The sequence below is a fragment of the Streptomyces lancefieldiae genome, from assembly GCF_031845825.1.
Lineage (GTDB): Bacteria > Actinomycetota > Actinomycetes > Streptomycetales > Streptomycetaceae > Streptomyces > Streptomyces lancefieldiae.
On the sequence record NZ_JAVRFH010000066.1, the window covers coordinates 1 to 23993 of the forward strand.

General features: G+C 71.3%; 18 protein-coding genes and 1 pseudogene. 9 read left to right on the top strand and 10 right to left on the bottom strand.

Features of this window, described 5'->3' with window-relative positions; all coding sequences use genetic code 11:
- Positions 1-118 precede the first annotated feature (118 nt).
- A pseudogene (locus RM812_RS36105) lies at positions 119-970 on the bottom strand (TadA family conjugal transfer-associated ATPase); the annotation flags it as partial.
- 809 nt (positions 971-1779) lie between these two features.
- Positions 1780-2922 carry a septum site-determining protein Ssd gene (gene ssd, locus RM812_RS36110; RefSeq protein ID WP_311583189.1) on the bottom strand — a complete coding sequence of 381 codons (1143 nt, stop codon included), beginning with the start codon at positions 2920-2922 and terminating at the stop codon, positions 1780-1782.
- Between the two features lie 737 nt (positions 2923-3659).
- Between ssd and RM812_RS36115 the strand changes: the two genes are divergently transcribed.
- On the top strand, positions 3660-4505 hold the full coding sequence (locus RM812_RS36115) for an HAD family hydrolase (protein ID WP_311583192.1): 846 nt from the start codon (positions 3660-3662) through the stop codon (positions 4503-4505).
- 492 nt (positions 4506-4997) lie between these two features.
- On the opposite strand, the gene RM812_RS36120 is transcribed toward RM812_RS36115, so the two are convergent.
- Positions 4998-5822, bottom strand: coding sequence for a Fic family protein (locus tag RM812_RS36120; protein WP_311583195.1), 825 nt, complete (start codon positions 5820-5822; stop codon positions 4998-5000).
- Between the two features lie 110 nt (positions 5823-5932).
- On the opposite strand from RM812_RS36120, the gene RM812_RS36125 reads away from it, so the two are divergent.
- The gene (locus tag RM812_RS36125) at positions 5933-6913 is read left to right on the top strand and encodes an ATP-binding protein (protein ID WP_311583199.1); all 981 of its coding nucleotides are present in this window, start codon (positions 5933-5935) and stop codon (positions 6911-6913) included.
- A gap of 27 nt (positions 6914-6940) precedes the next feature.
- On the opposite strand, the gene RM812_RS36130 is transcribed toward RM812_RS36125, so the two are convergent.
- Complete coding sequence (locus RM812_RS36130) at positions 6941-8224, bottom strand: polysaccharide deacetylase family protein (RefSeq protein ID WP_311583202.1); 1284 nt, start codon at positions 8222-8224, stop codon at positions 6941-6943.
- Between the two features lie 346 nt (positions 8225-8570).
- Here RM812_RS36130 and RM812_RS36135 point away from each other — a divergent pair, with 346 nt between their 5' ends.
- The 6 genes from RM812_RS36135 to RM812_RS36160 all read left to right on the top strand — a co-directional run bounded on the left by RM812_RS36135 (position 8571) and on the right by RM812_RS36160 (position 16907).
- On the top strand, positions 8571-11009 hold the full coding sequence (locus tag RM812_RS36135; protein WP_311583205.1) for a bifunctional SulP family inorganic anion transporter/carbonic anhydrase: 2439 nt from the start codon (positions 8571-8573) through the stop codon (positions 11007-11009).
- Positions 11010-11312: 303 nt separating this feature from the next.
- Positions 11313-13271 (top strand): acetate--CoA ligase, encoded by a 1959-nt coding sequence (gene acs, locus RM812_RS36140; protein WP_311583215.1) that lies wholly within the window; start codon positions 11313-11315, stop codon positions 13269-13271.
- 292 nt (positions 13272-13563) lie between these two features.
- Positions 13564-14988 carry a Na+/H+ antiporter NhaA gene (gene nhaA / locus RM812_RS36145; protein ID WP_311583218.1) on the top strand — a complete coding sequence of 475 codons (1425 nt, stop codon included), beginning with the start codon at positions 13564-13566 and terminating at the stop codon, positions 14986-14988.
- Positions 14989-15091: 103 nt separating this feature from the next.
- On the top strand, positions 15092-15580 hold the full coding sequence (locus tag RM812_RS36150; protein WP_311583221.1) for a phage holin family protein: 489 nt from the start codon (positions 15092-15094) through the stop codon (positions 15578-15580).
- Positions 15577-16527 (top strand): alpha/beta fold hydrolase, encoded by a 951-nt coding sequence (locus RM812_RS36155; protein WP_311583224.1) that lies wholly within the window; start codon positions 15577-15579, stop codon positions 16525-16527. The genes RM812_RS36150 and RM812_RS36155 overlap by 4 nt, the downstream gene beginning before the upstream one ends.
- A gap of 197 nt (positions 16528-16724) precedes the next feature.
- Positions 16725-16907: a hypothetical protein gene (locus tag RM812_RS36160; protein ID WP_279564204.1), complete on the top strand. Its 183-nt coding sequence runs from the start codon at positions 16725-16727 to the stop codon at positions 16905-16907.
- A 35-nt stretch (positions 16908-16942) separates the two neighbouring features.
- Here the strand turns inward: RM812_RS36160 and RM812_RS36165 are convergent, their stop codons facing one another.
- From RM812_RS36165 to nth, 3 genes are read right to left on the bottom strand one after another with little or no spacing between them, the layout of a single operon-like run.
- Complete coding sequence (locus RM812_RS36165; protein ID WP_311583230.1) at positions 16943-18142, bottom strand: MarP family serine protease; 1200 nt, start codon at positions 18140-18142, stop codon at positions 16943-16945.
- 45 nt (positions 18143-18187) lie between these two features.
- Complete coding sequence (locus RM812_RS36170; RefSeq protein ID WP_311583233.1) at positions 18188-18919, bottom strand: NUDIX hydrolase; 732 nt, start codon at positions 18917-18919, stop codon at positions 18188-18190.
- A gap of 52 nt (positions 18920-18971) precedes the next feature.
- Positions 18972-20084, bottom strand: coding sequence for an endonuclease III (gene nth / locus RM812_RS36175; protein WP_394816561.1), 1113 nt, complete (start codon positions 20082-20084; stop codon positions 18972-18974).
- A gap of 332 nt (positions 20085-20416) precedes the next feature.
- On the opposite strand from nth, the gene RM812_RS36180 reads away from it, so the two are divergent.
- A complete protein-coding gene (locus RM812_RS36180) occupies positions 20417-21091 on the top strand; it encodes a Crp/Fnr family transcriptional regulator (protein WP_019329813.1) in 675 nt (224 codons plus the stop codon).
- 6 nt (positions 21092-21097) lie between these two features.
- On the opposite strand, the gene RM812_RS36185 is transcribed toward RM812_RS36180, so the two are convergent.
- From RM812_RS36185 to RM812_RS36195, 3 genes are all read right to left on the bottom strand, one after another.
- Positions 21098-21940, bottom strand: coding sequence for an MBL fold metallo-hydrolase (locus RM812_RS36185; protein ID WP_311583247.1), 843 nt, complete (start codon positions 21938-21940; stop codon positions 21098-21100).
- A complete protein-coding gene (locus tag RM812_RS36190; RefSeq protein WP_311583250.1) occupies positions 21937-22878 on the bottom strand; it encodes an NUDIX hydrolase in 942 nt (313 codons plus the stop codon). Before RM812_RS36190 ends, RM812_RS36185 begins: the two co-directional genes overlap by 4 nt.
- 70 nt (positions 22879-22948) lie before the next feature.
- Entirely contained in the window at positions 22949-23971 is a 1023-nt protein-coding gene (locus RM812_RS36195; RefSeq protein ID WP_311583253.1) for an alpha/beta fold hydrolase, read from the bottom strand.
- Positions 23972-23993 lie beyond the last annotated feature (22 nt).

Here is a 23993-nt window from a genome sequence, read left to right on the forward strand (position 1 = left end):
GACCGATCTCGGGCAGCACAAAGCTCTTCAAGTCCCTTCCGGGACCCTGTTCATCAGGCATGGCGTGAAGCTAGCAGAAACCCTTGCTGACCTGCGAAAACGCTTAGGATAGTTCGGTCAACACGCCGCACCCGCCTTCGTGTCCGGTGTTCAACGCCGCGAGCAGATGGACCACTTCGGGGCCGCGCACCTCGCCGACGACGAGCCGGTCCGGCCGCATGCGCAGCGCCTGCCGCACCAGGTCCTCCAGGGTGACCAGGCCTGCGGCCTCCTGGTTGGCGGGTCTGGTCTCCAGGCGGACGACGTGCGGATGATCGGGCCGCAGCTCCGCCGAGTCCTCGGCGAGCACGATCCGCTCCCCCGGTCCGACAAGCCCGAGCAGCGCACTCAACAACGTCGTCTTGCCGCTGCCGGTACCACCGCTGACGAGGAAGGAAAGCCGCGCCCGCAGCAGAGCGCGCAACACTCGGTCACCACCGGGCGGCACAGTGCCCGCCGCCGCCAGTTCGTCGAGCGTGAACGCACGCGGTCGTACCACGCGCAGAGACAGGCATGTGCAGCCGACGGCGACCGGAGGCAGCACCGCGTGCAGCCGGGTGCCGTCGGGCAGCCGGGCGTCCACCCACGGCCGGGCGTCGTCGAGCCGGCGTCCGGCGACAGTGGCGAGGCGCTGCGCGAGCCGCCGTACCGCCCCGGCGTCCGGGAAGGAAACGGGCGTCAGCTCCAGGCCACCGCCGCGGTCCACCCAGACCCGGTCCGGGGCGGACACCAGTACGTCGGTCACCGACGGGTCGGCGAGCAGCGGCTCGAGTGGCCCGCTGCCGACGAGTTCCGACCTCAACTGCTCCGCGGCTCCGAGGATCTCGGCGTCCCCGAGTACCCGCCCCTGCTCCCGCAGAGCTTGCGCCACCCGCGCGGGCGTCGGCTCCGCCCCGCTCTCGGCGAGCCACCGCCGCACACCGTCGAGCATCCCGGAAACCGGGCCCGGTCCTCTCCCGGTATCCACTGCCGGGGAAGGCTCCGAAGCCCGCCCAGGAGACGTCCGGGAGGCCGGCCCGAGGGCCGACCGGGAAGCCCAGACCGGCACCACCCGGGCAGCCGGCACCTCCCGGGCAGCCGTCCCCAAGGTCGCCTCGGAGCCCCGGCCCGCAACCATCCTGGCGGCCAATCCCGCGGACGTCCCAGGAGCCAATCCCGCGGACGTCCCAGGAGCCAATCCCGCGGACGTCCCGGTACCCCCTCCTGCGGACACCCCGGAAACCCTTCCCGGCGACCGCCACGTGGCCGGCCCCGACGCCGTCCCGGAGCTCACTCCCGCGGTCACCCGAGGGGCGGGCACCACCGCGGAGTCCTCCGCCGGCCGCTCGCGAGCCATCCGGTCGGCCGCCTCGGCGCCCGTCCCGGCCGATGCCCTGGCAGGCGCCCCCACAGGGCGCCCGGAACCCACCCCCGCGGACACCGCGCTCGGCACCTCTCCGGTGGCCCTCCCCGTCCTCCCGGCCCCTTCCCCCGCAAACGCCCCTACCGGAACCTGCCCTGAGACCACCCTCGAGGCTCGTTCCCCCGACACTTCCGCAGACACCGACGACCGCCTCCCACCACTCGCCCCAACACCAACCGCACCAAGCACCGCTTCACCAGCCGCCTCAGGCAGCGCCGCAGACACCGCCCCACCAGCCACCGCAGGCACCGCCCCACCAAACGCCCCACCAGCCACCTCAGGCAGCGCGCAAGCCCGCACACCATCACCGGCCTTCCCGGGGCCCACCGTCGGCGCCTTCATGCGCCCCCGCCCGTCTCCGCCAGCGCCCGCTCCCAGAACTCCCGGCAGAAGCGCGCCAGCGGCCCGCGTACGGTCGCGCCCGGGGGACGCCTGCTCTCGGTGGCGCGCAGCAGCCCGGGCTCGACGGGCACCTCGCCCGCCAGGGGCAGTCCGAGCAACCGGGCCACCTCCCGGTCGTCGAGTCCGGAGGTGTACGGCCCGCGTACCGCGACCCGCAGATCGTTCAGGACCATGCCGACCGCGGCGGCCACCCGGCCGGCCGCCGCGACGGCCCGCAGTTCGGCCGGGACGACGAGGAGTCCGACGTCGAGCTGGGCGAGGATCTCGGCGACCCCGTCGTCGACCCGGCGCGGCAGGTCGACGACGACCGTGCCGCCCCTGCGCCGGGCCGCGGCGAGCACGGCCCGTACGGCCTGCGGCGGCACCGCGACGCAGTCCCCCCGGTCCCAGCTGAGCACTCGCAGCGAATGCAGCTCGGGCAACGACTCCTCCAGGGCGCCGCCGCCCACCCGCCCGCGAGAGGCCGCGAACGCGGGCCACCTCAGCCCCTCGGCCGTCTCGCCGCCGAGGAGGACGTCGAGGCCGCCGCCCAGCGGATCGGCGTCCACCAAGAGGCTGCGCAGCCCCTCGCGTGCGGAGGTGACCGCGAGCGCACAGGCGAGGGTGGACGTGCCGGCACCGCCCCGGCCGCCGATGACCCCGACGGTGAGAGCGGGCCGGCCGACGCCCTCGGCGACGTCGGCGATGCGATCGACCAGCCACTGTTCACCGTCGGGCAGCATCAGGACGTGCTCGGCGCCGATCTCGACGGCCCGCCGCCAGACCCCCGAGTCGTCCTGATCGCGACTCACCAGCACCACGCCTCGTCTCCGCACGGCTCCGCGCACGCGCCGCGCGGCGTCGTCTCCCACCAGGACAAGCGGCGCGGCCTCCCAGCCGCCGCCCTGCACCGCGGCCGAGGATGCCTCGGGCATCGCGGGTACCGCGGGCACTGAGTGGTGCACCTCAGGTGTGGCGCCGGCCGCCGCGCACAGGCGCAACAGGTCGTCGAGCAGTTCGGTGTCCTCGGTGACGATCAGCGGTCCGCTCTGCCGCCCTCCGGCGGCGGGCGGCGGATCGTGTGTGATGGTTCCGGTCATGACCGCATCCCCTTTGGCTCTTCGCTGCGATGCGCGCGGTCACGCGGTGCCCCGCCCGCTCGCGGGGTCTTCCGCCGTCTCGCACGGTCTCGCTAGACATCTCGTGACTTCTCCCGCGGCCCTGCGGCCGCGCGAATTCCCCACCGCGAAGACCCGGCGGCCGGGCTCCGCGTGAAGGTCGGCGTGAACGGCCGACGTGAACGCCGACTTGAAGGTCGACTTGAACGTCGGTCGAAACCCGCCATACGCGTCCGGCAAACGGAACCGGCCGTAACTCGGCGCGGCCCGGACGCATGACGCATGGGAATCACGGTGCAGCGATCCGGGAAATCGTGTGGATCTTGGTCCAAAACTGTGGACCGCTTGCTGGTTGTGAATATCGCCGTCACCCAAACCGGTGAGCACCACCCCACCCGCCCCCGTCCCATTCACTCCCGCGCACAACTCCCGCAGAGCAGTCCTACGACTACACGCCGTAACGTATCGTGAACATGTCAACACATCGCCGAAGTCGTCACAGCACGAAGTCCACACCGCGAGAAGAGGGAAAAACCCACCCGGACATGCGACGACCCCCGCCGGGGGGGAGAGCGGGGGTCGTCTCCACGGCCGACTCGGGGGGGGAGGAGTCGGACCGGGTTAGCACGGTCGCGAACGATCCGTGACTTCCATGGTGTACCCGAGAGCCCTCTCAGGCAAACCCACGCGCCCCACCTTACGCCGAATGGGCTGCGCCTATGCTCGGGGTCGTGGAAAACCACTCCTTGCCTCGCTCCAAGCCGCGCACAGCGGCCTTCTTTGACCTGGACAAGACGGTCATTGCGAAGTCGAGCACACTCACCTTCAGTAAGTCGTTCTACCAGGGCGGACTGATCAACCGCAGGGCCGTCCTGCGTACCGCCTATGCCCAGTTCGTCTTCCTCGCGGGCGGCGCCGACCACGACCAGATGGAGCGGATGCGTGAGTACCTGTCCGCGTTGTGCCGCGGCTGGAACGTCCAACTGGTCAAGGAACTCGTCGCCGAGACGCTGCACGACCTGATCGACCCGATCATCTACGACGAGGCCGCCTCCCTCATCGAGGAGCACCACACCGCCGGCCGCGACGTCGTGATCGTCTCCACATCGGGCGCCGAGGTCGTCGAGCCGATCGGCGAGCTGCTCGGCGCGGACCGGGTGGTGGCGACGCGCATGGTCGTGGGCGACGACGGCTGCTTCACCGGGGAGGTGGAGTACTACGCGTACGGCCCGACCAAGGCGGAGGCGATCCGGGAGCTGGCCGAGTCCGAGGGGTACGACCTGGCCCGCTGCTACGCCTACAGCGACTCGGCGACCGACCTGCCGATGCTCGAGTCCGTCGGACATCCCCACGCGGTGAACCCGGACCGGGCGTTGCGTCGCGAGGCTCTCGCGCGCGAGTGGCCGATTCTCGATTTCCACCGCCCGGTGCGGCTCAAGCAGCGGATTCGCGGCTTCTCCGTACCACCGCGCCCGGCGCTCGTCGCCGCCGCCGCGATAGGCGCCGCGGCGGCCACCGCGGGCCTCGTCTGGTACGCGAGCCGACGGCGGTCGGTGGCCGCCTGACCGCTCCGCATCCGCCATCACCCCGCCGACCGCGGCCCCGCCGGTCGCCACCCGTCATCCACAGCCCCGTCGACCGCGACCACGTCCCGACCGCCGCCCCGCCATCCGCGACCTCATCCGTACACCTGAACCACACTTTCACCCGCGTACGGGCCCACGAGTAAAGAAGTGCGGCCACCACTTCCGCTCGTTCCGGGGCAGTAGTACAAAGGAGTCAACGGCCCGCGAGACCAAGGACATCCGAAAGGATCACCTTAAAACGCATTCGGCCCCACGGACCGAGCATGAACACCGGGCACCCACGCGACGTCGACCCGTCGATTACGGGCCAGCCGCACCAGGTGACGGGCGAAGTTCCCGACCTGATGGGCAACATATCGAGGACGCTTGGTACCCCGGTGCTCATGCCAGCGGCGGTACGAACAACTCGTACCGCCGCATTCTCTGTGCCGCCTTCCGGTGGCGTCGGTCGTACCGGACGGACGTACGTCGTTACGCCGCCCCGCGCTGGAGCGCCTCGCACACGGCCGTCGACTCACGTGCGCCCAGCTCGACCGCCTTGCCACAGTGGGCGATCCAGGCGGCCATGCCCTCCGGGGACCCGGAGACATAGCCGTCGAGCGCCGCCAGATAGGCCGCGCGGCCCAGCTCCGCATGGCCCACCTCGGCCGGACAGACCGACTTGGGGTCCAGACCGCTGCCGATCAGGACGATGCGCTCGGCCGCGCGCGCGACCAGGCCGTTGTGCGAGGTGAAGGGGCGCAGAGCCAGGAGCTCACCGTGCACGACGGCGGCCGTCACCAGTGCCGGAGCGGAACCCCCCGCCATGACCAGCCCGGCCAGGCCCTCCAGCCGGCCGTGCGTCTCCGCGGCGTCCGGCAGCGGCAGCTCGACGAGCGGCTCGTCCACCGGTTCGCCTTCCTGGCGGGGCCGCCCCACCTGGTCGGCCTTGTCCGCGGCCGCCACCAGATGCAGCCGGGCCAGCACCCGCAACGGCGACTGCCGCCAGATGGACAGCAGCTGCCCCGCCTCGGCGGTCAGCCGCAGGGCCGCGCCCACCGCACGCGCCTCGTCGTCGCCGCTGAAGTCGGTCCGCCTGCGCACCTCTTCCAGAGCCCAGTCCGCTCCGGACAGCGCCGCCGAGCCCCGGGCGCCGCGTAGGGCCGCCTCGGAGGTGATCTCGTTGCTACGGCGCCGCATGATCCGGTGGCCGTAGACCCGGTCCACGGCCTTGCGGACGGACTCCACGGACTCGGCCACGCCGGGCAGTGAACCCAGGGCCGCGAGCGGATCGGCGGTCGCGCCTGTCGTACTCATGAGTACGACACTACGCACCCCGGCGCCGCGCCCCACGAATGAGTGGTCTTCTTCACGCGGATCCCGGCCATGTGCCACGTACAGCTATCGAGCCGCTACGCTTGGTGAACATGAAAATTGCTTTCGTGGGGAAGGGCGGCAGCGGCAAGACCACCCTGTCCTCCCTCTTCATCCGCCATCTCGTCACCACCGGCGCGCCTGTCGTCGCGATCGACGCCGACATCAACCAGCATCTGGGGGCCGCGCTCGGCCTCGACGAGTCGGAGGCGGCCCGGCTGCCCGCGATGGGTGAGCAACTCCCGCTGATCAAGGAGTACCTGCGCGGCACCAACACGCGCATCGCCTCCGCCGAGCAGATGATCAAGACGACCCCGCCCGGCGAAGGCTCGCGCCTGCTGCGGGTGCGCGAGGCCAACCCCGTCTACGACGCCTGCGCCCGGCCGGTGGAACTCGAGGGCGGGGCCGTCCGTTTGATGGTCACCGGCCCCTTCACGGACGCCGACCTGGGAGTCGCCTGCTACCACTCGAAGACGGGCGCGGTGGAGCTGTGCCTGAACCACCTGGTCGACGGCCGGGACGAGTACGTCGTGGTCGACATGACGGCGGGCTCGGACTCGTTCGCCTCCGGCATGTTCACCCGCTTCGACCTCACGTTCCTCGTCGCCGAGCCGACCCGGAAGGGAGTCTCCGTCTACCGCCAGTACAAGGAGTACGCCCGCGACTTCGGCGTCGCCCTGAAGGTCGTCGGCAACAAGGTGCAGGGGCCGGACGACCTCGACTTCCTCCGTGAGCAGGTCGGGGACGACCTGCTCGCGGCCCTCGGGCACTCGGACTGGGTGCGCGCCATGGAGAAGGGCCGGCCGCCCCGGTTCGAGCACCTGGAGGACGGCAACCGCCATGCGCTGCGCGCCCTGCACACCGCTGTCGACGCCACGCACGGACTGCGGGACTGGAAGCGCTACACCGAGCAGATGGTCCACTTCCACCTGAAGAACGCCCGCAGCTGGGGCAACGAGCGCACCGGGACCGACCTGGCGGCGCAGGTCGACCCCGGTTTCGTCCTCGGCGAGGGAGTCGTCGCACCGGTGTGACGCGCCCTCCGTCCCCCGCCAGGACGGTTACGGCTTGGCGGCCGGCGCCCCCGGTACGCCCTTCGGCGCCGGTGCGGGGTCGGCCGACAGGAAGGACGCCCAGCCCCTCTCGGGGGCCTCACCGACACCCAGGGCGCGCAGCTTCTTCAGGACCTTCGGGTCCTGGGCGTCCAGCCAGTCCGCGAGCTGCCGGAAGGAGACGCAGCGCACCTCCTCCTTGGTGCACACCGCCTCGACGACCTCCTCCACGGCCCGCATGTAGGTGCCGCCGTTCCAGGACTCGAAGTGGTTGCCGATGATCAGGGGCGCACGGTTGCCGTCGTAGGCCCGCTGGAAGCCCTGGAGCAGCCCGTCGCGCATCTGGTCGCCCCAGAACTCGTGCTTGGCCGGATCGCCCTGGGTGGCGGTGCCCGACTGGTTGACCATGAAGTTGTAGTCCATGGTGAGTTGCTCGAAGGTGTGCCCGGGGAACGGCACGAGCTGCATCGACAGGTCCCACAGCCCCTGCTTCTTCTGTGGCCAGACCTGGTTGTTCACCCCACTGGAGTCGTAGCGCAGGCCCATCTCACTGGCGGCCGTCAGGAAATTCTCCCGACCCTCCAGGCACGGGGTGCGGGCACCGATCAGCTCCTTGTCGTAGTCGAAGGGCAGGGGCGCCGCGTTCCTCGCCCCGGTGTTGGTCTTCCAGGTCTGCACGAACTGCTTGGCCTGCCTGGTCTCGTCCTTCCACTCCTCGACCGACCACTCACCGACCCCGCTCCCGCTGCCGCAGAAGTGGCCGTTGAAGTGGGTGCCGATCTCGTTGCCCTCCAGCCATGCCAGTCGCAGCTGTTCGACGGTGGCCGCGATGCCCTCCTCGTCGTTGAAGCCGATGTCGGAGCTGCCCGGGGAGTGCTGCGGCGGCAGATAAAGGCCCCGCTTTTCTTCCGGCAGCATGTACACGCCGCTCAGGAAGTACGTCATCGTCGCGTTGTTCTCCTTGGCCACTTCACGGAAGTGGGAGAACAGTTTCTGACTGTCTTCGCCCGCACCGTCCCAGGAGAACACCACGAACTGCGGGGGCTTCTGGCCGGGCTTGAGGCGTTCGGGCCGGGGCAGGTGCGGCTGGGCTCCGGTGTACGCGGTGGAGCCGTCACCGATCAGCCGTACCGCGCTCTCGGGCGCGGGCGCCGCCTCCGCCTTCTCCCCCTGCGGACCGTACGCCCCTTCACCGGAACCGTTACTGCCGCCCATCGCGCAACCGGCGAGCGACGCGGCGCAGACTGCGGCGGCGATCACGGTGCGCGCGGCGATCCTGTGGGTGGCGGCCATGTTCCGCCCACCTTCTTCCTTCTCTCGAGCCAACGCCGAACAGGGCGATGTCGGGTGCTGTGCCGGCATGTGCGGTCAGCGTCGACAAGGTGGCACGAGGCCGGGAAGGAATTAATACGACAAGCCGATGAAATGAACGATTCACTCGCTCGATCGGCCCATTACTCCATTTGCGCGAAAAGTCTATGCCTCTTCTTTACTCCGAATTACGATCTGTTTACTGAGCGCAATCCCCGAGCGCTCGGCCTCCCGCCGCTGTACGCCGTGCCCCACGGCCCGCGGGCTCCCCCGCCCGGCGGGGGCCACCCCTGAACGCGACCACGCAGCCCCGGAGGAGACGGGAAACATGTCAGCCTGCGTCCCCGCCCGTGCCGATTCGGCCCGGACCAAACACGTCCACCCACCCCACAGTCCGCCGCCCGGCCGCCCCAGGCGCTTCCGCGTCGCGGGTGCCGACCTGTCGGCCTCGGTCGCGGTCTTCCTGATCGCCCTGCCCCTCTCCCTGGGCATCGCCCTCGCCACCGGCGCCCCGCTCCAGGCCGGCCTCGTCGCCGCCGCCGTGGGCGGGATCGTCGCGGGATGGCTCGGCGGCTGCCCGCTCCAGGTCAGCGGCCCCGCAGCCGGACTCACGGTGGTCACCGCCGACCTCATCCAGCGTTACGGATGGCGTACGACCTGCGCCATCACAATTCTCGCGGGGCTCGCGCAACTGGGCCTCGGCTGTCTGCGGGTGGCGCGTTCCGCGCTCGCCGTCAGCCCCGCCATCGTGCACGGCATGCTCGCCGGGATCGGCGTCACCATCGCCGTCGCCCAGCTGCACATCGTGCTCGGCGGCACCCCGCAGAGCTCCGTGCCCGACAACCTGCGTGCGCTGCCCGCCCAACTGGCGAGTCCCAGACCGGCCGACCTGGCGGTGAGCGTGCTGACCCTGACTCTGCTGCTGCTCTGGCCACGAGTCCCGGGCCGGGCCGGGCAGCTCCTGGGCAAGGTGCCCGCCGCCCTGGTCGCCGTCGCCGGCGCCACGACGGTCGCGGCCCTCGCCGGGCTCAGTCTGCCCAAGGTCGACCTGCCGTCCTGGAGCAGTCACGCCCTGGCCACGCTGCCCGACGGCCCGGTGCTCGGCATCGTCGCCGCCGTTCTCACCACCACGCTGGTGTGCAGCGTGCAGTCGCTGCTCGGCGCGGTCGCCGTAGACAAACTGGTCGCCGCCCGGCCGGGTCTGACGGGCCGCGTGGGGCGCTCCGACCTCGACCGCGAACTGCTCGGGCAGGGCGCCGCCAACATCGTCTCCGGGTCACTCGGCGGACTGCCCATCGCCGGTGTGGCGGTGCGCAGTTCCGCGAATGTGGCCGCGGGTGCCGTCAGCCGGAACTCCACGATGCTGCACGGCGTTCTCGTAGTGATCGCCACTCTGCTGATGGTCCCGGCCCTGGAGCTCATCCCGCTCGCCTCGCTCGCCGCCCTGGTCATGGCCGTCGGCCTCAAGATGGTGTCGCTGAACCACATTCGCACGGTGACCCGCCACCGTGAGGTGCTGGTCTACACGGTGACCACCTGCGGCGTGGTGTTCCTCGGCGTCCTGGAGGGCGTCGCGCTGGGCATCGCCGTGGCCGTCGGTGTCGCCCTGCACCGCCTGACCCGTACCCGGATCACGCACGACGAGACGGAAGGAGTCCATCACGTACATGTACGAGGGCAGTTGACGTTCCTCGCGGTGCCGCGGCTCAGCCGGATCCTGCACCAGGTGTCCCACGGATCCAGTGTCGTCGTGGAGTTGGACGGGTCGTTCATGGACCACGCGGCGTACGAGACGCTGCAGGACTGGCAGAAGACGCACACCGCGCAGGGTGGCTCCGTCGACATCACCGGCCGTCGGCCCGGCACCCGTATCTCCGAGCCGACCGACATGGACGGCTGCCGCTGCCGCCCCTGGACCCCCTGGCGCAACCACCAGTGCGATCGCCCCCAGCCGGCGCCCCCGCACGGTACCGGCCGACGGGACGGCACCGGTGAGAGAGACGAAGAGGCCATCGACGCGACAACCGGGCCGAGCGCCGCCGGCAGAGCCGGTGGCCCCGACCGGGCCGGCACGTCCAGGAGGCCCGGCGGCCTCAGCGGACAGGAACTGGCACGCGGCATCAACGCGTTCCAGCGCAACACCGCCCCTCTGGTGCGCGGTGAGCTGGCCCGGCTGGCGCGCGAGGGGCAGCAGCCCTCCCAGTTGTTCCTGACCTGTGCCGACTCGCGGGTGGTCACGTCGATGATCACCTCCAGTGGTCCCGGCGACCTCTTCGTGGTGCGCAACGTGGGCAACTTCGTGCCGCCGCCCGGCGAGGAGAGCGGTGACGACTCCGTGGCCGCCGCGATCGAGTACGCGGTGGACGTGCTGAAGGTGCGGTCCATCACGGTGTGCGGCCACTCCGGGTGCGGGGCGATGCATGCACTGCTCGGCTCCGAGGCCGGGGGTGCGCAGACCCCGCTCAAACGGTGGCTGCGGCACGGGCTGCCGAGCCTGGAACGCATGACGGTCGCCGAGGACTCCTCCCGGCCCCGGTCCGCCGGATACCGGCCCGCGGACGCGGCCGAGCAGCTCTGTCTGGCCAACGTGGTCCAGCAGTTGGAGCACCTGCGCGCCCACGACTCGGTGTCCCGGGCGCTGGGCGCGGGGGACCTGGAGCTGCACGGCATGTACTTCCACGTGGGCGAGGCGCAGGCGTATCTGCTCGTGGAAGAGGCCGGGGACGGAGTGTTCGCGCCGGTGCGGGAGGCGGACCCGATCGCTTGATCCCGGAAGACGGCCGGTGCGCGGCCTGAACGGCGTCGCGCACCGGCGTGGCCGGAAGCCGGGTGGCAACAGGAGGTGTGAGAGGCGTTACAAGGGCTGAACTCGACGCCGTCGGTTTCCGTGGGTACGGATGACCGGGGCCACGGAGAGAACGACAGGTCTAAACCATTTACCCGTCGACCCTTGTCATCGGCCCCCCAGGTCTGATGAGCTGTGGCCTGGGACACAACGGACAACCCTGAGAATGGGAGATGTCGTGAGCAACGAATCCTTGGCCAACCTGCTCAGGGAGGAGACGGGACGATGAGCGAGAATTCCTCCCTCTCCAACCTGCTCAAGGAAGAACGCAGGTTCGCACCCCCCGCCGACCTGGCGGCGAACGCCAACGTCACGGCGGAGGCGTACGAACAGGCCAAGGCTGACAGGCTCGGCTTCTGGGCCGAGCAGGCCCGTCGGCTGACCTGGGACCAGGAGCCGACCGAGACGCTCGACTGGTCGAACCCGCCGTTCGCCAAGTGGTTCCAGGACGGCACGCTGAACGTCGCCTACAACTGTGTGGACCGGCACGTGGAGGCCGGACACGGCGACCGCGTGGCCATCCACTTCGAGGGCGAACCCGGCGACAGCCGCGCCATCACGTACGCCGAGCTCAAGGACGAGGTCTCCAAGGCCGCCAACGCCCTGCTGGAGCTGGGGGTGCGCAAGGGCGACCGGGTCGCCGTCTACATGCCGATGATCCCGGAGACGGCGATCGCGATGCTGGCCTGCGCCCGGATCGGCGCCGCCCACTCGGTCGTCTTCGGCGGCTTCTCCGCCGACGCCCTCGCCACCCGCATCCAGGACGCCGACGCACGCGTCGTCATCACCTCCGACGGCGGCTACCGCCGTGGCAAGCCCTCCGCGCTCAAGCCCGCCGTCGACGAGGCCGTCGAGCGCGCCGGCACCGTCGAGCACGTCCTCGTCGTCCGCCGCACGGGCCAGGACGTCGCCTGGGACGACTCCCGCGACAAGTGGTGGCACGAGACGGTCGACCGGCAGTCCGCGGAGCACACCCCGGAGGCGTTCGACGCCGAGAACCCGCTGTTCATCCTGTACACGTCCGGTACGACGGGTAAGCCCAAGGGCATCCTGCACACCTCCGGCGGCTACCTCACCCAGACGGCGTACACGCACTGGGCGGTCTTCGACCTCAAGCCCGAGACCGACGTCTACTGGTGCACCGCCGACGTCGGCTGGGTCACCGGGCACTCGTACATCGTCTACGGCCCGCTCGCCAACGGCGCGACGCAGGTCATGTACGAGGGCACCCCGGACACACCGCACCAGGGCCGCTTCTGGGAGATCGTGCAGAAGTACGGCGTGACCATCCTCTACACCGCGCCCACCGCGATCCGGACGTTCATGAAGTGGGGCGACGACATCCCCGCCAAGTTCGACCTGTCCTCCCTGCGCGTGCTCGGTTCGGTCGGCGAGCCGATCAACCCGGAGGCCTGGGTCTGGTACCGGAAGACGATCGGCGCCGGCAGCACCCCCGTCGTCGACACCTGGTGGCAGACCGAGACCGGCGCGATGATGATCTCGCCGCTGCCGGGCGTCACGGACGCCAAGCCGGGCTCCGCGCAGCGCCCGCTGCCCGGCATCTCCGCGACCGTCGTCGACGACGAGGCGAACGAGGTACCGAACGGCGGAGGCGGCTACCTGGTCCTCACCGAGCCGTGGCCCTCCATGCTGCGCACCATCTGGGGCGACGACCAGCGGTTCATCGACACCTACTGGTCGCGGTTCGAAGGCAAGTACTTCGCCGGTGACGGCGCCAAGAAGGACGACGACGGCGACATCTGGCTGCTGGGCCGCGTGGACGACGTGATGCTCGTGTCCGGGCACAACATCTCCACCACCGAGGTCGAGTCGGCCCTCGTCTCCCACCCCTCGGTCGCCGAGGCGGCCGTGGTCGGCGCCGCGGACGAGACGACGGGGCAGGCCATCGTCGCCTTCGTGATCCTGCGCGGTACGGCGGCGGAGACCGACGACCTGGTCGCCGACCTGCGGGGGCACGTCGGCGCGACGCTCGGCCCCATCGCCAAGCCCAAGCGGATCCTGCCGGTGGGCGAGCTGCCCAAGACCCGCTCCGGCAAGATCATGCGCCGCCTGCTGCGCGACGTGGCGGAGAACCGGCAGCTCGGGGACGTCACGACGCTCACGGACGCCGCGGTCATGGACCTGATCCAGGCGAAGCTCCCCGCGGCGCCCAGCGAGGACTGAACCACGCGCATCCAGGGCACCCGGCGCGAACCGCGCCGGGTGCCCTTTCACATGCGGGGCACCTCGTCGGTGCGACGGCACCTCGTTGCGCCGGCGCTCCGATGCGCCGACGCCCCGTTACGCGCAGCGCGCCCCGTTACGCGGAGCGCACGGTCGCGAAGATCACCCGGCCGCCTCGCCGTGGGCTGGGTAAGCTGGGAGACACGTAAGAGATACGTCAAGATCCTCATGGTGCGCCGGGAAGTCTGGTCGGCATGTGTTCCGTGCTGCCCACCCACCGGAGGTTCTCCCCGTGACCGCCCCCCGCGCCCCCCGCAAGGCCTTCGGCCGTCTGTCCCTCCCGGAACGTACCTACGTCGCCGACGCACTGCGCACCGAGACCGTCGGCGGTGTCCTGCTGCTGGTCGCCGCGGTGGCCGCACTGATATGGGCGAACATACCGGCGCTGCACGACAGCTACGAGAGCGTCAGCCACTTCCACTTCGGCCCCGAGGCCCTCGGCCTGAACCTGTCGGTCGCGCACTGGGCGGCCGACGGACTGCTCGCCGTCTTCTTCTTCGTCGCCGGGATCGAGCTCAAGCGCGAGCTTGTCGCCGGTGACCTGAAGGATCCGAAGGCCGCCGCCCTCCCGGTGGTGGCGGCACTGTGCGGCATGGCCGTACCGGCGATCGTCTACACGGTGACCAACACCGCCGGCGGCGGCTCCCTGGCCGGCTGGGCCGTGCCCACCGCCACGGACATCGCGTTCGCACTCGCCGTACTCGCCGTCATCGGCACCTCCCTGCCGAGCGCCCTGCGCGCCTTCCTGCTGACGCTCGCCGTCGTCGACGACCTCTTCGCGATCCTGATCATCGCGGTCTTCTTCACCGACGGCCTGAACTTCGCCGCGCTCGGCGGCGCGGTCGTCGGTCTCGCCGTCTTCTGGCTGCTGCTCCGCAAGGGCGTCCGCGGCTGGTACGTGTACGTCCCGCTGGCCCTCGTCGTCTGGGGGCTGATGTACAACAGCGGCGTCCACGCCACCATCGCCGGCGTCGCGATGGGCCTGATGCTGCGCTGCCACCGCCTCGAGGGCGAGGACCACTCCCCGGGCGAGCACATCGAGCACCTCGTGCGCCCGCTGTCGGCCGGCCTGGCCGTGCCGCTGTTCGCGCTGTTCAGCGCGGGTGTGTCCCTCTCGGGCGGGGCGCTGGCCGACGTGTTCACCAAGCCGGAGACCCTCGGTGTCGTCCTCGGACTCGTGGTCGGCAAGACCCTCGGCATCTTCGGCGGCACCTGGCTGACCTCCCGCTTCACCCGGGCCTCGCTCAGCGACGACCTCCAGTGGGCCGACGTGTTCGCGGTGGCGACCCTGGCCGGTATCGGGTTCACCGTCTCCCTGCTCATCGGCGAGCTGGCCTTCGAGGGCGACGCGGCGTTGACGGGCGAGGTCAAGGCCGCCGTGCTGACCGGCTCGGTCGTCGCGGCCGCCCTGGCGACGGTGCTGCTGAAGGTGCGGAACGCCAAGTACCGCAGGATGACCCAGGCGGAGGAGCGCGACGACGACCTGAGCGGCATCCCGGACATCTACGAGGAGGACGACCCCGCGTACCACTTGCGCATGGCCGCCATCCTCGAGAAGAAGGCCGCCGAGCACCGCAGGATCGCCGAGGAGATGCAGTCGGCACGGCTTGCCGAAGTGCCGGGCGGGGCAGGCGATGAGGGCGGTGGTCCGGCATGATCTGACGAGACGGTACAAAAGACGGGACCGTACGCAGTCGGACAGAAGACGACGACCGCAGCGGGAACCGTACGCAGAGAGCCAGCAGAAGAGGGAGACCGCGATGAGCGCACCCGACGGCAGCCCGGTCGGCACCGAACGCAGCATCGGCCAGCTGTTCGCCTCGGCGACCACCGAATTGTCGGCGCTGGTGCACGACGAGATCGCGCTGGCCAAGGCGCAGCTCAGGCAGGACGTCAAGCGCGGGGCGACGAGCGGCGGCGCGTTCTCGGCGGCGGGCCTGCTCCTGGTGTTCTCGCTGCCCATGCTGAGCTTCGCGCTGGCCTACGGCATCCGCACCTGGAGCGGCTGGAACCTCGCGGTCTGCTTCCTGCTGTCCTTCGCCGCGAACGTCCTCGTCGCGGGCCTGCTCGCGCTGATCGGCGTCGTCTTCGCGAAGAAGGCCAAGAAGGGCCGCGGCCCGCAGAAGGTAGCCGCCTCGGTGAAGCAGTCGGCGGGCGTCCTCCAGAACGCCAAGCCGCACCCGCGGCCGGAACTGCCCGCGGACCGGTCACCCGAAGCCATCGAGGCTGTGGCACGCTCGTCCTCATGACGGATCCCGCCACCCCATCGGCGCAACCCGCCTCGGTCGTACGACCCGACGTCCCCGGCGGGCGCGAAGTGATCCACCGGGACGTCGCCGCCAACGGCGCCCGCTTCCACATCGCCGAACTGGGCGACGGACCGCTGGTCCTGCTGCTGCACGGCTTCCCGCAGTTCTGGTGGACCTGGCGGCACCAGTTGGTGGCGCTCGCCGACGCCGGTTTCCGCGCGGTCGCCATGGACCTGCGCGGCGTCGGCGGCAGCGACCGCACCCCGCGCGGCTACGACCCCGCCGGCCTCGCCCTCGACATCACCGGCGTGATCCGCTCGCTCGGCGAGCCGGACGCCGCGCTGGTCGGCCACGACCTGGGCGGCTACCTGGCCTGGACGGCCGCCGCGATGCGGCCCAAGCTCGTACGGCGGCTCGCGGTCTCCTCGATGCCGCATCCCCGGCGCTGGCGCTCGGCCATGCTCGGCGACGTCCGCCAGACGCGGGCGGGTTCCTACATCTGGGGCTTCCAGCGCCCCTGGATCCCCGAGCGCCAACTGACCGCGGACGACGGTGCGCTGGTCGGCCGGCTGATCGACGACTGGTCGGGGCCGCGGCCACTGGACGACGAGGTGGTGGAGGTCTACCGCCGCGCCATGTGCATCCCCTCCACGGCGCACTGCTCCATCGAGCCGTACCGCTGGATGGTGCGCTCCCTGGCCCGGCCCGACGGCATCCAGTTCTACCGGCGCATGAAGCGGCCGGTGCGCGTGCCCACCCTGCACCTGCACGGCTCGCTGGACCCCGTGATGCGGACACGCAGCGCGGCGGGGTCCGGGCAGTACGTCGAAGCGCCGTACCGCTGGCGGTTGTTCGACGGCCTCGGTCACTTCCCGCACGAAGAGGAACCGGCCGCCTTCTCGACGGAGCTCATCAACTGGCTCCGAGACCCGGAGCCCGACCGTTGACGGATCCCGAACCCGACCGTTGACGGATCCCGAACCCGACCGTTGACGGATCCCGAACCCGGTCGGTGACCGAACGAACGCGCCCGGTATCCGGACCCGGAACGCTTGTCCTATGAACGGCCACTTGCCCGACGCATAGGCCAATTGGGGGCCCTGAGAACGGTTATCGACCTTGGGGCGGGGGCACACGTCCGGGTATGGGCTGGACGCACGACTACAGTGACGTAGCACGCGACGGCCGCTCCACGAGCGGCGTAAGCACCCACCGACGAGGAGGCACCCCGCAACTGGCGGGTGCGGACCTGCGGGTGGGCATTCCGCGCATCCTGCGCCGCCGGGCCCGCTGGGTCTCCGTGCGCCTGCGCCATCCGCGCGGCTGAGAACCGAGGCGCCGCCCCGCACGGGGTCCGGACGTTCAGAGTGCGCAGCTGTCGCTGTCCACCTGCTGGCTCGCGCTTCGGCCCTTGGTGATGTCCTCGCGGATCTCGTCCACGGTGAGCGCGTACCCGGTCTCGGCGTCGTCCAGGGACTTGGCGAAGACCACGCCGTAGACCTCGCCCTGGGGCGTCAGCAGCGGGCCGCCGGAGTTGCCCTGCCGGACGGTCGCGAAGAGCGAGTAGACGTCGCGGCTGACGTTGCCGCGGTGGTAGATGTCCGGGCCGCTGGCATCGATGCGCCCGCGCACACGCGCGGCACGGACGTCGTACGCCCCGTTCTCCGGGAAGCCCGCGACGATCGCGCCGTCTTCCCGGGCCGCGTCGTCGTCCGCGAACCGCAGCGCCGGTGCGTTCAGCTCCGGCACGTCCAGTACGGCGATGTCGCGCCGCCAGTCGAAGAGGACGATGGTCGCGTCGTACTTCCTGCCCTCGCCGCCTATCTGCACCGTGGGCTCGTCGACGCCGCCCACGACGTGGGCGTTGGTCATGACGCGCCGCTCGCCGAAGACGAAGCCGGTGCCCTCGAGGACCTTGCCGCAGCCGGTCGCGGTGCCCATGACCTTGACGATGGACTGCTTGGCGCGGGTGGCGACGGGGCTGCTCGCCAGCGCCGGGTCGGGCGGGTCGACATCGGTGATCGGCTCGTTGGAGAAGGGGCTGAAAACCTGCGGGAAGCCGTTGCGCGCGAGGACGGAGGTGAAGTTGTCGAACCAGGTGTCGGCCTGCTGGGGCAGCACCTCCTGCACGCCCAGCAGCACCTGGGACTGCCGCACCTCCTTGCCGACCGTCGGCATCGTGGTCTGGGCGAGCGCGGAGCCGATCAGCCAGGCGACCAGGAGCATCGCCACGACGTTGACCAGGGCGCCACCGGTGGCGTCCAGGGCGCGGGCCGGGGACCAGGTGATGTGTCTGCGCAGCTTGTTGCCGAGGTGGGTGGTCAGGGCCTGGCCGACGGAGGCACAGACGATGACGACGACGACCGCGACGACGGCGGCGGTCGTGCTCACCTCCGCGTTGTCCGTGAGGGTGTCCCAGACGAGGGGCAGCAGATTGACGGCGACGAGGCCGCCACCGAGGAAGCCGATCACCGAAAGGATGCCGACGACGAAGCCCTGGCGGTACCCGACGATCGCGAACCAGACGGCCGCGAGCAGCAACAGGATGTCCAGCACGTTCACTGATTCAGGCCTCGCCTTGTCGTCTTCGGTACGCAGGCCACCCTGTCATGCGCGCCAGTCCAGCGGGACCTGCTTCTCCCTGTCCCAGGGCCGCTCCCAGCCCGCGAAGTGCAGCAACCGGTCGATGACACCGGCGGTGAAACCCCAGACGAGTGCCGATTCGACCAGGAATGCCGGGCCTCGGTGGCCCCTGGGGTGGATGGCCGTGACTCTGTTGGCGGGGTCCGTGAGATCCGCCACGGGGACCGTGAAGACCCGCGCGGTCTCGTTGGGATCGACGACGCCGACCGGGGAGGGCTCGCGCCACCAGCCCAGCACCGGTGTGACGACGAAGCCGCTGATCGGGATGTAGAGCTTGGGCAGGACACCGAAGAGCTGCACGCCGGCCGGGTCGAGACCGGTCTCCTCCTCGGCCTCGCGCAGGGCGGCGCGCAGCGGTCCGTCGCCCTGTGGGTCACCGTCCTCGGGGTCCAGGGCACCGCCCGGGAAGGACGGCTGCCCGGCGTGCGAGCGCAGGGAGCCGGCCCGCTCCATGAGCAGCAGCTCGGGGCCGCGGCCGCCCCCGCCCGGCCCCTGGCCGCCCTGACCCCGACCGTCCTCGCCCTCACCGAAAAGGATCAGTACGGCGGACTGGCGCCCCGAGCCGTTCTCCGGCGGGAGGAAGCGGCTCAGCTGTCCGGGCTGCACCGTCTCGGCGGCCCGCACCACCGGATCCAGCCAGCCGGGCAGGCCCTCCTTGCTGAGGATCCCGCCCCGCGTGTCGCTCGCCCGTGTCATCGCCACCCCCGCTCTGCCCTGTCCAACGCCCGACGTCCCCGCGATCGTTCCGTCACCCGGCCCCCAGCGGTGGCGCCGGGGTGCCGCCCGCGTCCAGGTACGCCTGCGGGGGCTTCAGGCGCTGGCCGGGGAAGCCGCCCTTCTCGTACTTCAGCAGCTTCTTCGCCTTCTCCGGTTCGGTCTCGCCCTCGCCGTAAGCGGGACAGAGCGGGGCGATGGGGCAGGCGCCGCAGGCGGGCTTGCGGGCGTGGCAGATCCGGCGGCCGTGCCAGATCACGTGGTGGGAGAGGTCCGTCCAGTCACTCTTGGGGAAGAGCGCGCCGACGGCGGCCTCGATCTTGTCCGGGTCGGTCTCGTCGGTCCACTGCCAGCGGCGCACCAGGCGCTGGAAGTGCGTGTCCACGGTGATGCCGGGGCGGCCGAACGCGTTGCCGAGCACGACGAAGGCGGTCTTGCGGCCGACGCCGGGCAGCTTGACGAGGTCTTCGAGGCGCCCGGGGACCTCACCGCCGAAGTCCTCCACCAGGGCCTTGGACAGCCCTATGACCGACTTGGTCTTGGCCCGGAAGAAGCCGGTCGGGCGGAGGATCTCCTCGACCTCCTCGGGGTTGGCGGCGGCCAGGTCCTCGGGGGTGGGGTACTTGGCGAAGAGCGCGGGCGTCGTCTGGTTGACGCGCAGGTCGGTGGTCTGGGCGGACAGCACCGTGGCCACCACCAGCTGGAACGGGTTCTCGAAGTCCAGCTCCGGGTGGGCGTACGGGTACACGTCCGCGAGCTCGCGGTTGATACGGCGGGCGCGGCGCACCAGCGCGGTGCGCGACTCGCCGCGCGGCGACTTCGGGGCGACGGTCCTCGCGGGCGCGACGCCCTCGACGGCGACGGTGGCCTTCTCGGGGACGACAGCGGGCTTCTTGGCGGGCGCCTGCTTCTTGAGGGGCGGGGCCTTCTTCGCGGTCTTCTTCGCGGAACCGGTCTTCCTCGCCGAACTGGTCTTCTTCGCGGAAGCCGGTTTCCCGGCGGACGCGGCCGTCTTCGCGGAGGCCGCCTTCTTCACGGCCCCGGCCTTCTTCGCGGACGCCGCCTTCTTCGCGGGCGCCGGGGACTTCTCAGCGCTGTTCGTCACGGCACCCTTCTCCGCCTCCGCGGTCACCCTCTTGGCAGGCACCGATCCCTTTGTCGCTTTCGCCGTTTTCCTACCGCCATCGGGACCCTGTTCACCCACAGCGGAATCGCGACGTACACTCACCCGCGCAGCCCCCTAGGCCTGTGCTCTCACCGGCGATTTGGACACTCGGCCAGCCTACGACCCGGCACCGACATCCGCCCCGCACCTCCAAGATCGGCGTCCAATTGGACCCCTGCCGCGTACCCCGGGACACCGGTGCGGCATCCTTGTGACAGATCACACTGTTTGGACTGTCCGGCAAAATGGGCACCACGGACCCCTGGTACACGGGGGAACAAGATCCTCTGAGCCGGTCGACAAGGAGAGAACTCGTGGACGACGTTCTGCGGCGCAACCCGCTCTTCGCGGCGCTCGACGACGAGCAATCCGCGGAGCTTCGCGCCTCCATGAGTGAGGTGACCCTCGCCCGCGGCGACTCGCTGTTCCACGAGGGCGACCCCGGAGACCGCCTCTACGTGGTCACGGAAGGCAAGGTCAAGCTCCACCGCACGTCCCCCGACGGCCGCGAGAACATGCTGGCCGTCGTCGGTCCCAGCGAGCTGATCGGCGAGCTGTCGCTCTTCGACCCGGGTCCGCGCACGGCGACCGCCACCGCCCTGACCGAGGTCAAGCTTCTCGCCCTCGGCCACGGCGACCTCCAGCCCTGGCTGAACGTCCGCCCCGAGGTGGCCACCGCGCTGCTGCGCGCCGTCGCGCGCCGCCTGCGCAAGACCAACGACGCCATGTCCGACCTGGTCTTCTCGGACGTCCCCGGCCGTGTCGCCCGCGCCCTGCTGGACCTCTCCCGCCGCTTCGGCGTGCAGTCCGAGGAGGGCATCCACGTCGTGCACGACCTGACGCAGGAGGAGCTGGCCCAGTTGGTCGGCGCGTCCCGCGAGACGGTCAACAAGGCCCTGGCGGACTTCGCCCAGCGCGGTTGGCTCCGCCTGGAGGCCCGCGCGGTGATCCTGCTGGACGTGGAGCGGCTGGCCAAGCGCTCCCGCTGACGGACCTCAGTCGGGCAACTGGATGAGCCCGTGCTCGTCCAGGTACTCCAGCTGCGCCCGTACCGACAGTTCGGCCGCCGGCCACAGGGAGCGGTCGACGTCCGCGTAGACGTGGGCGACGACCTCGCCCGGCGTCCGGTAGCCGTCCTCCACGGCCGTCTCGACCTGGGCGAGACGGTGGGCGCGGTGGGCGAGGTAGTACTCCACGGCGCCCTGGGCGTCCTCCAGGACGGGCCCGTGGCCCGGAAGCACCGTGTGCACCCCGTCGTCGGTCGTGAGCGACCTGAGCCGGCGCAGGGAGTCCAGGTAGTCGCCGAGGCGACCGTCGGGGTGGGCCACGACCGTCGTACCGCGGCCCAGGATCGTGTCGCCCGTCAGGACCGCCCGGTCGGCGGGGAGATGGAAGCACAGGGAGTCGGCCGTGTGGCCGGGCGTCGGTACGACCCTCAGCTCCAGACCGCCGACCCCGATCACGTCGCCGGCGGCCAGCCCCTCGTCGCCCAGCCGCAGGGCCGGGTCCAGTGCCCGCACGTTCGTGCGCGTCAGCTCGGCGAACCGGGCGGCGCCCTCCGCGTGGTCCGGGTGACCGTGCGTCAGGAGCGTCAGCGCGACGCGCTTGCCCGCCCGCTCGGCCGTGTCGACGACGTGCCGCAGGTGGGTGTCGTCCAGCGGACCCGGGTCCACGACGACGGCCAGGTCGGAGTCGGGCTCGGCGAGGATCCAGGTGTTCGTCCCGTCCAGGGTCATCGCGGACGCGTTGGGCGCGAGAACGTTCACCGCGCGCGCGGTGGCGGGGCCGGAGAGGACACCCCCTCGCGGCTGTCCGGGCAGTGCTGCTGCGTCCGTCATGCGGGGGCTCCCCCGGTCGGGTCGGAAGGTGTCGCCGGCGTCGGTGCCGTGCTCGGGACGTGCTTGGTGAACTCGTCGTGGCCCGGCCACGAGACCACGATCTCACCGCCCGCCGACCGCGCCTCGGCCAGCACGGGCGTCATGTCGCGGCCCGGCGCCGCCGCGAGCGCCTCGGCCGCCGTACCGCACTCCGCCAGCGCGCGCAGGGTCGCGACGGTCGGCGGCATCATCAGCAGCTCGCCCTTGTCGTACCCGGCGGCCGCCTCGGACGGGGTGATCCACACCGTGCGGTCGGCCTCCGTGGAGGCGTTGCGGGTGCGCTGCCCCTCGGGGAGGGCGGCCACGAAGAACCACGTGTCGTAGCGCCGGGACTCGAACTCGGGGGTGACCCAGCGGGCCCAGGCGCCCAGCAGGTCGGAGCGCAGGACGAGTCCCCGGCGGTCCAGGAACTCCGCGAAGGACAGCTCACGGGCGACCAGGGCGGCCCGGTCCGCCTCCCAGTCCGGGCCGGTCGTGTCGCCCACCACCGAGTCACCGGTCGGGCCGGCGAGCAGGACGCCCGCCTCCTCGAACGTCTCGCGTACGGCCGCGCAGACGATCGCCTGGGCGCCCGCCTCGTCGACGGCGAGCCGGTCCGCCCACCACGCGCGCGTGGGGCCCGCCCAGCCGATGACACGGTCGTCGTCGCGCGGATCGACCGCGCCGCCCGGATAGGCGTACGCGCCGCCGGCGAACGCCATGGAGGTGCGCCGGCGCAGCATGTGGACGACCGTACCGGTGTCGGTGTCGGTGTCGGTGTCGGTGTCGGTGTCCTTCAGGAGCATGACGGTGGCCGCGCGCTTGGGGGTGACCGGGGTGAGGGTGCCGGCCGCCAGCGCGCGGATGCGGTCCGGCCACTCCGGTGGGTACCACTGACCATTCGCCTGCCCATTCGCCATGGCCGGAGGCTATCCGGTGACGGGCGGATGTTCGAGTGGTCCCCGGGCCGCACGGGGCCTGCGGCGGCGGTCAGCCGGGGAGGGCGGCCAGCCACTCGGTGAGCAGCCGGTTCGTCTCCTCCGGGCGCTCCTGCTGGAGCCAGTGGCCGCAGCCGTCGAGGAGGTGCGAGGCGGTCAGGCCGGGCAGGGTGGCCGGGTAGGCGTCGATCGCGTCGGACAGCCAGGTGGTGGAGGCGTCCAGGCCGCCGCCGAGGAAGAGGGACGGCTGGGTGATCGGGGCGCCCCGATGGCCGGCCAGGTCGGCCCAGTCGCGGTCCATGTTGCGGTAGCGGTTGAGGGCGCCGGTCAGGCCGGTGCGCTCGAACTCACCGGCGTAGACGTCCAGGTCCTCCTCGGTGAGCCAGGAGGGCAGCCGGCCGGCCGCCGGGAAACGGTCGCGCATCCTGCCGCCGGGAGCGACGAAGTGCGGGTCGGGGGCTTCCGGGGCGGGCATGGTGTCGGCGGACAGGGCGGCGTAGAGGCCGGCGAGCCAGCCGCGCACGTCGGGCTCGATCTCCGCCTCGGCCCGGCCGGCCTCCTGGAAGTAGGAGACGTAGAACTCCTGCCCGGCGAACGGGCCGGCGGGGTCGCTCATGCCGGCGAAGACCTCGCTCGGCTTGGGGCCGCCCGGCGGGGTGTACGGCACGCTGAGCAGGCCGACCGCGCGGAACACGTCGGGCCGCAGCAGCGCGGAGTGCGCGGCGATGGTCGCGCCCCAGTCGTGGCCGACGATCACGGCGGACCGCTCGCCGAGGGCCTCCACCACGGCGACGTTGTCCGCCACCAGCTCGAGCATCCGGTACGCCTCCACCGCGTCGGGCCGCGACGAGCGACCGTAGCCGCGCACGTCGATGGCGACGGCGCGGAAACCGGCGGCGGCCAGCGCGGGCATCTGGTGGCGCCAGGAGTACCAGGACTCCGGGAAACCGTGGACGAGCAGGACCAGCGGTCCGCTGCCCTGCTCCACGAGGTGGATGCGGCCGGCCGGAGAGGACACCAGACGGTGGACGGGCTCCTGGACGGGGCGGTGGTCGGTCGCGGACGTCTGCGGCATGGTTCCTCCTGGCACGTGCGGT

Excerpts from the sequence above, each read along its gene's own strand:
- ssd (WP_311583189.1), bottom strand. The coding sequence starts at position 2,922 with ATGACCGGAACCATCACACACGATCCGCCGCCCGCCGCCGGAGGGCGG.
- RM812_RS36115 (WP_311583192.1), top strand. The coding sequence starts at position 3,660 with ATGCTCGGGGTCGTGGAAAACCACTCCTTGCCTCGCTCCAAGCCGCGC.
- RM812_RS36120 (WP_311583195.1), bottom strand. The coding sequence starts at position 5,822 with ATGAGTACGACAGGCGCGACCGCCGATCCGCTCGCGGCCCTGGGTTCA.
- RM812_RS36125 (WP_311583199.1), top strand. The coding sequence starts at position 5,933 with ATGAAAATTGCTTTCGTGGGGAAGGGCGGCAGCGGCAAGACCACCCTG.
- RM812_RS36130 (WP_311583202.1), bottom strand. The coding sequence starts at position 8,224 with ATGGCCGCCACCCACAGGATCGCCGCGCGCACCGTGATCGCCGCCGCA.
- RM812_RS36135 (WP_311583205.1), top strand. The coding sequence starts at position 8,571 with ATGTCAGCCTGCGTCCCCGCCCGTGCCGATTCGGCCCGGACCAAACAC.
- acs (WP_311583215.1), top strand. The coding sequence starts at position 11,313 with ATGAGCGAGAATTCCTCCCTCTCCAACCTGCTCAAGGAAGAACGCAGG.
- RM812_RS36150 (WP_311583221.1), top strand. The coding sequence starts at position 15,092 with ATGAGCGCACCCGACGGCAGCCCGGTCGGCACCGAACGCAGCATCGGC.
- RM812_RS36155 (WP_311583224.1), top strand. The coding sequence starts at position 15,577 with ATGACGGATCCCGCCACCCCATCGGCGCAACCCGCCTCGGTCGTACGA.
- RM812_RS36160 (WP_279564204.1), top strand. The coding sequence starts at position 16,725 with ATGGGCTGGACGCACGACTACAGTGACGTAGCACGCGACGGCCGCTCC.
- RM812_RS36170 (WP_311583233.1), bottom strand. The coding sequence starts at position 18,919 with ATGACACGGGCGAGCGACACGCGGGGCGGGATCCTCAGCAAGGAGGGC.
- RM812_RS36185 (WP_311583247.1), bottom strand. The coding sequence starts at position 21,940 with ATGACGGACGCAGCAGCACTGCCCGGACAGCCGCGAGGGGGTGTCCTC.
- RM812_RS36190 (WP_311583250.1), bottom strand. The coding sequence starts at position 22,878 with ATGGCGAATGGGCAGGCGAATGGTCAGTGGTACCCACCGGAGTGGCCG.
- RM812_RS36195 (WP_311583253.1), bottom strand. The coding sequence starts at position 23,971 with ATGCCGCAGACGTCCGCGACCGACCACCGCCCCGTCCAGGAGCCCGTC.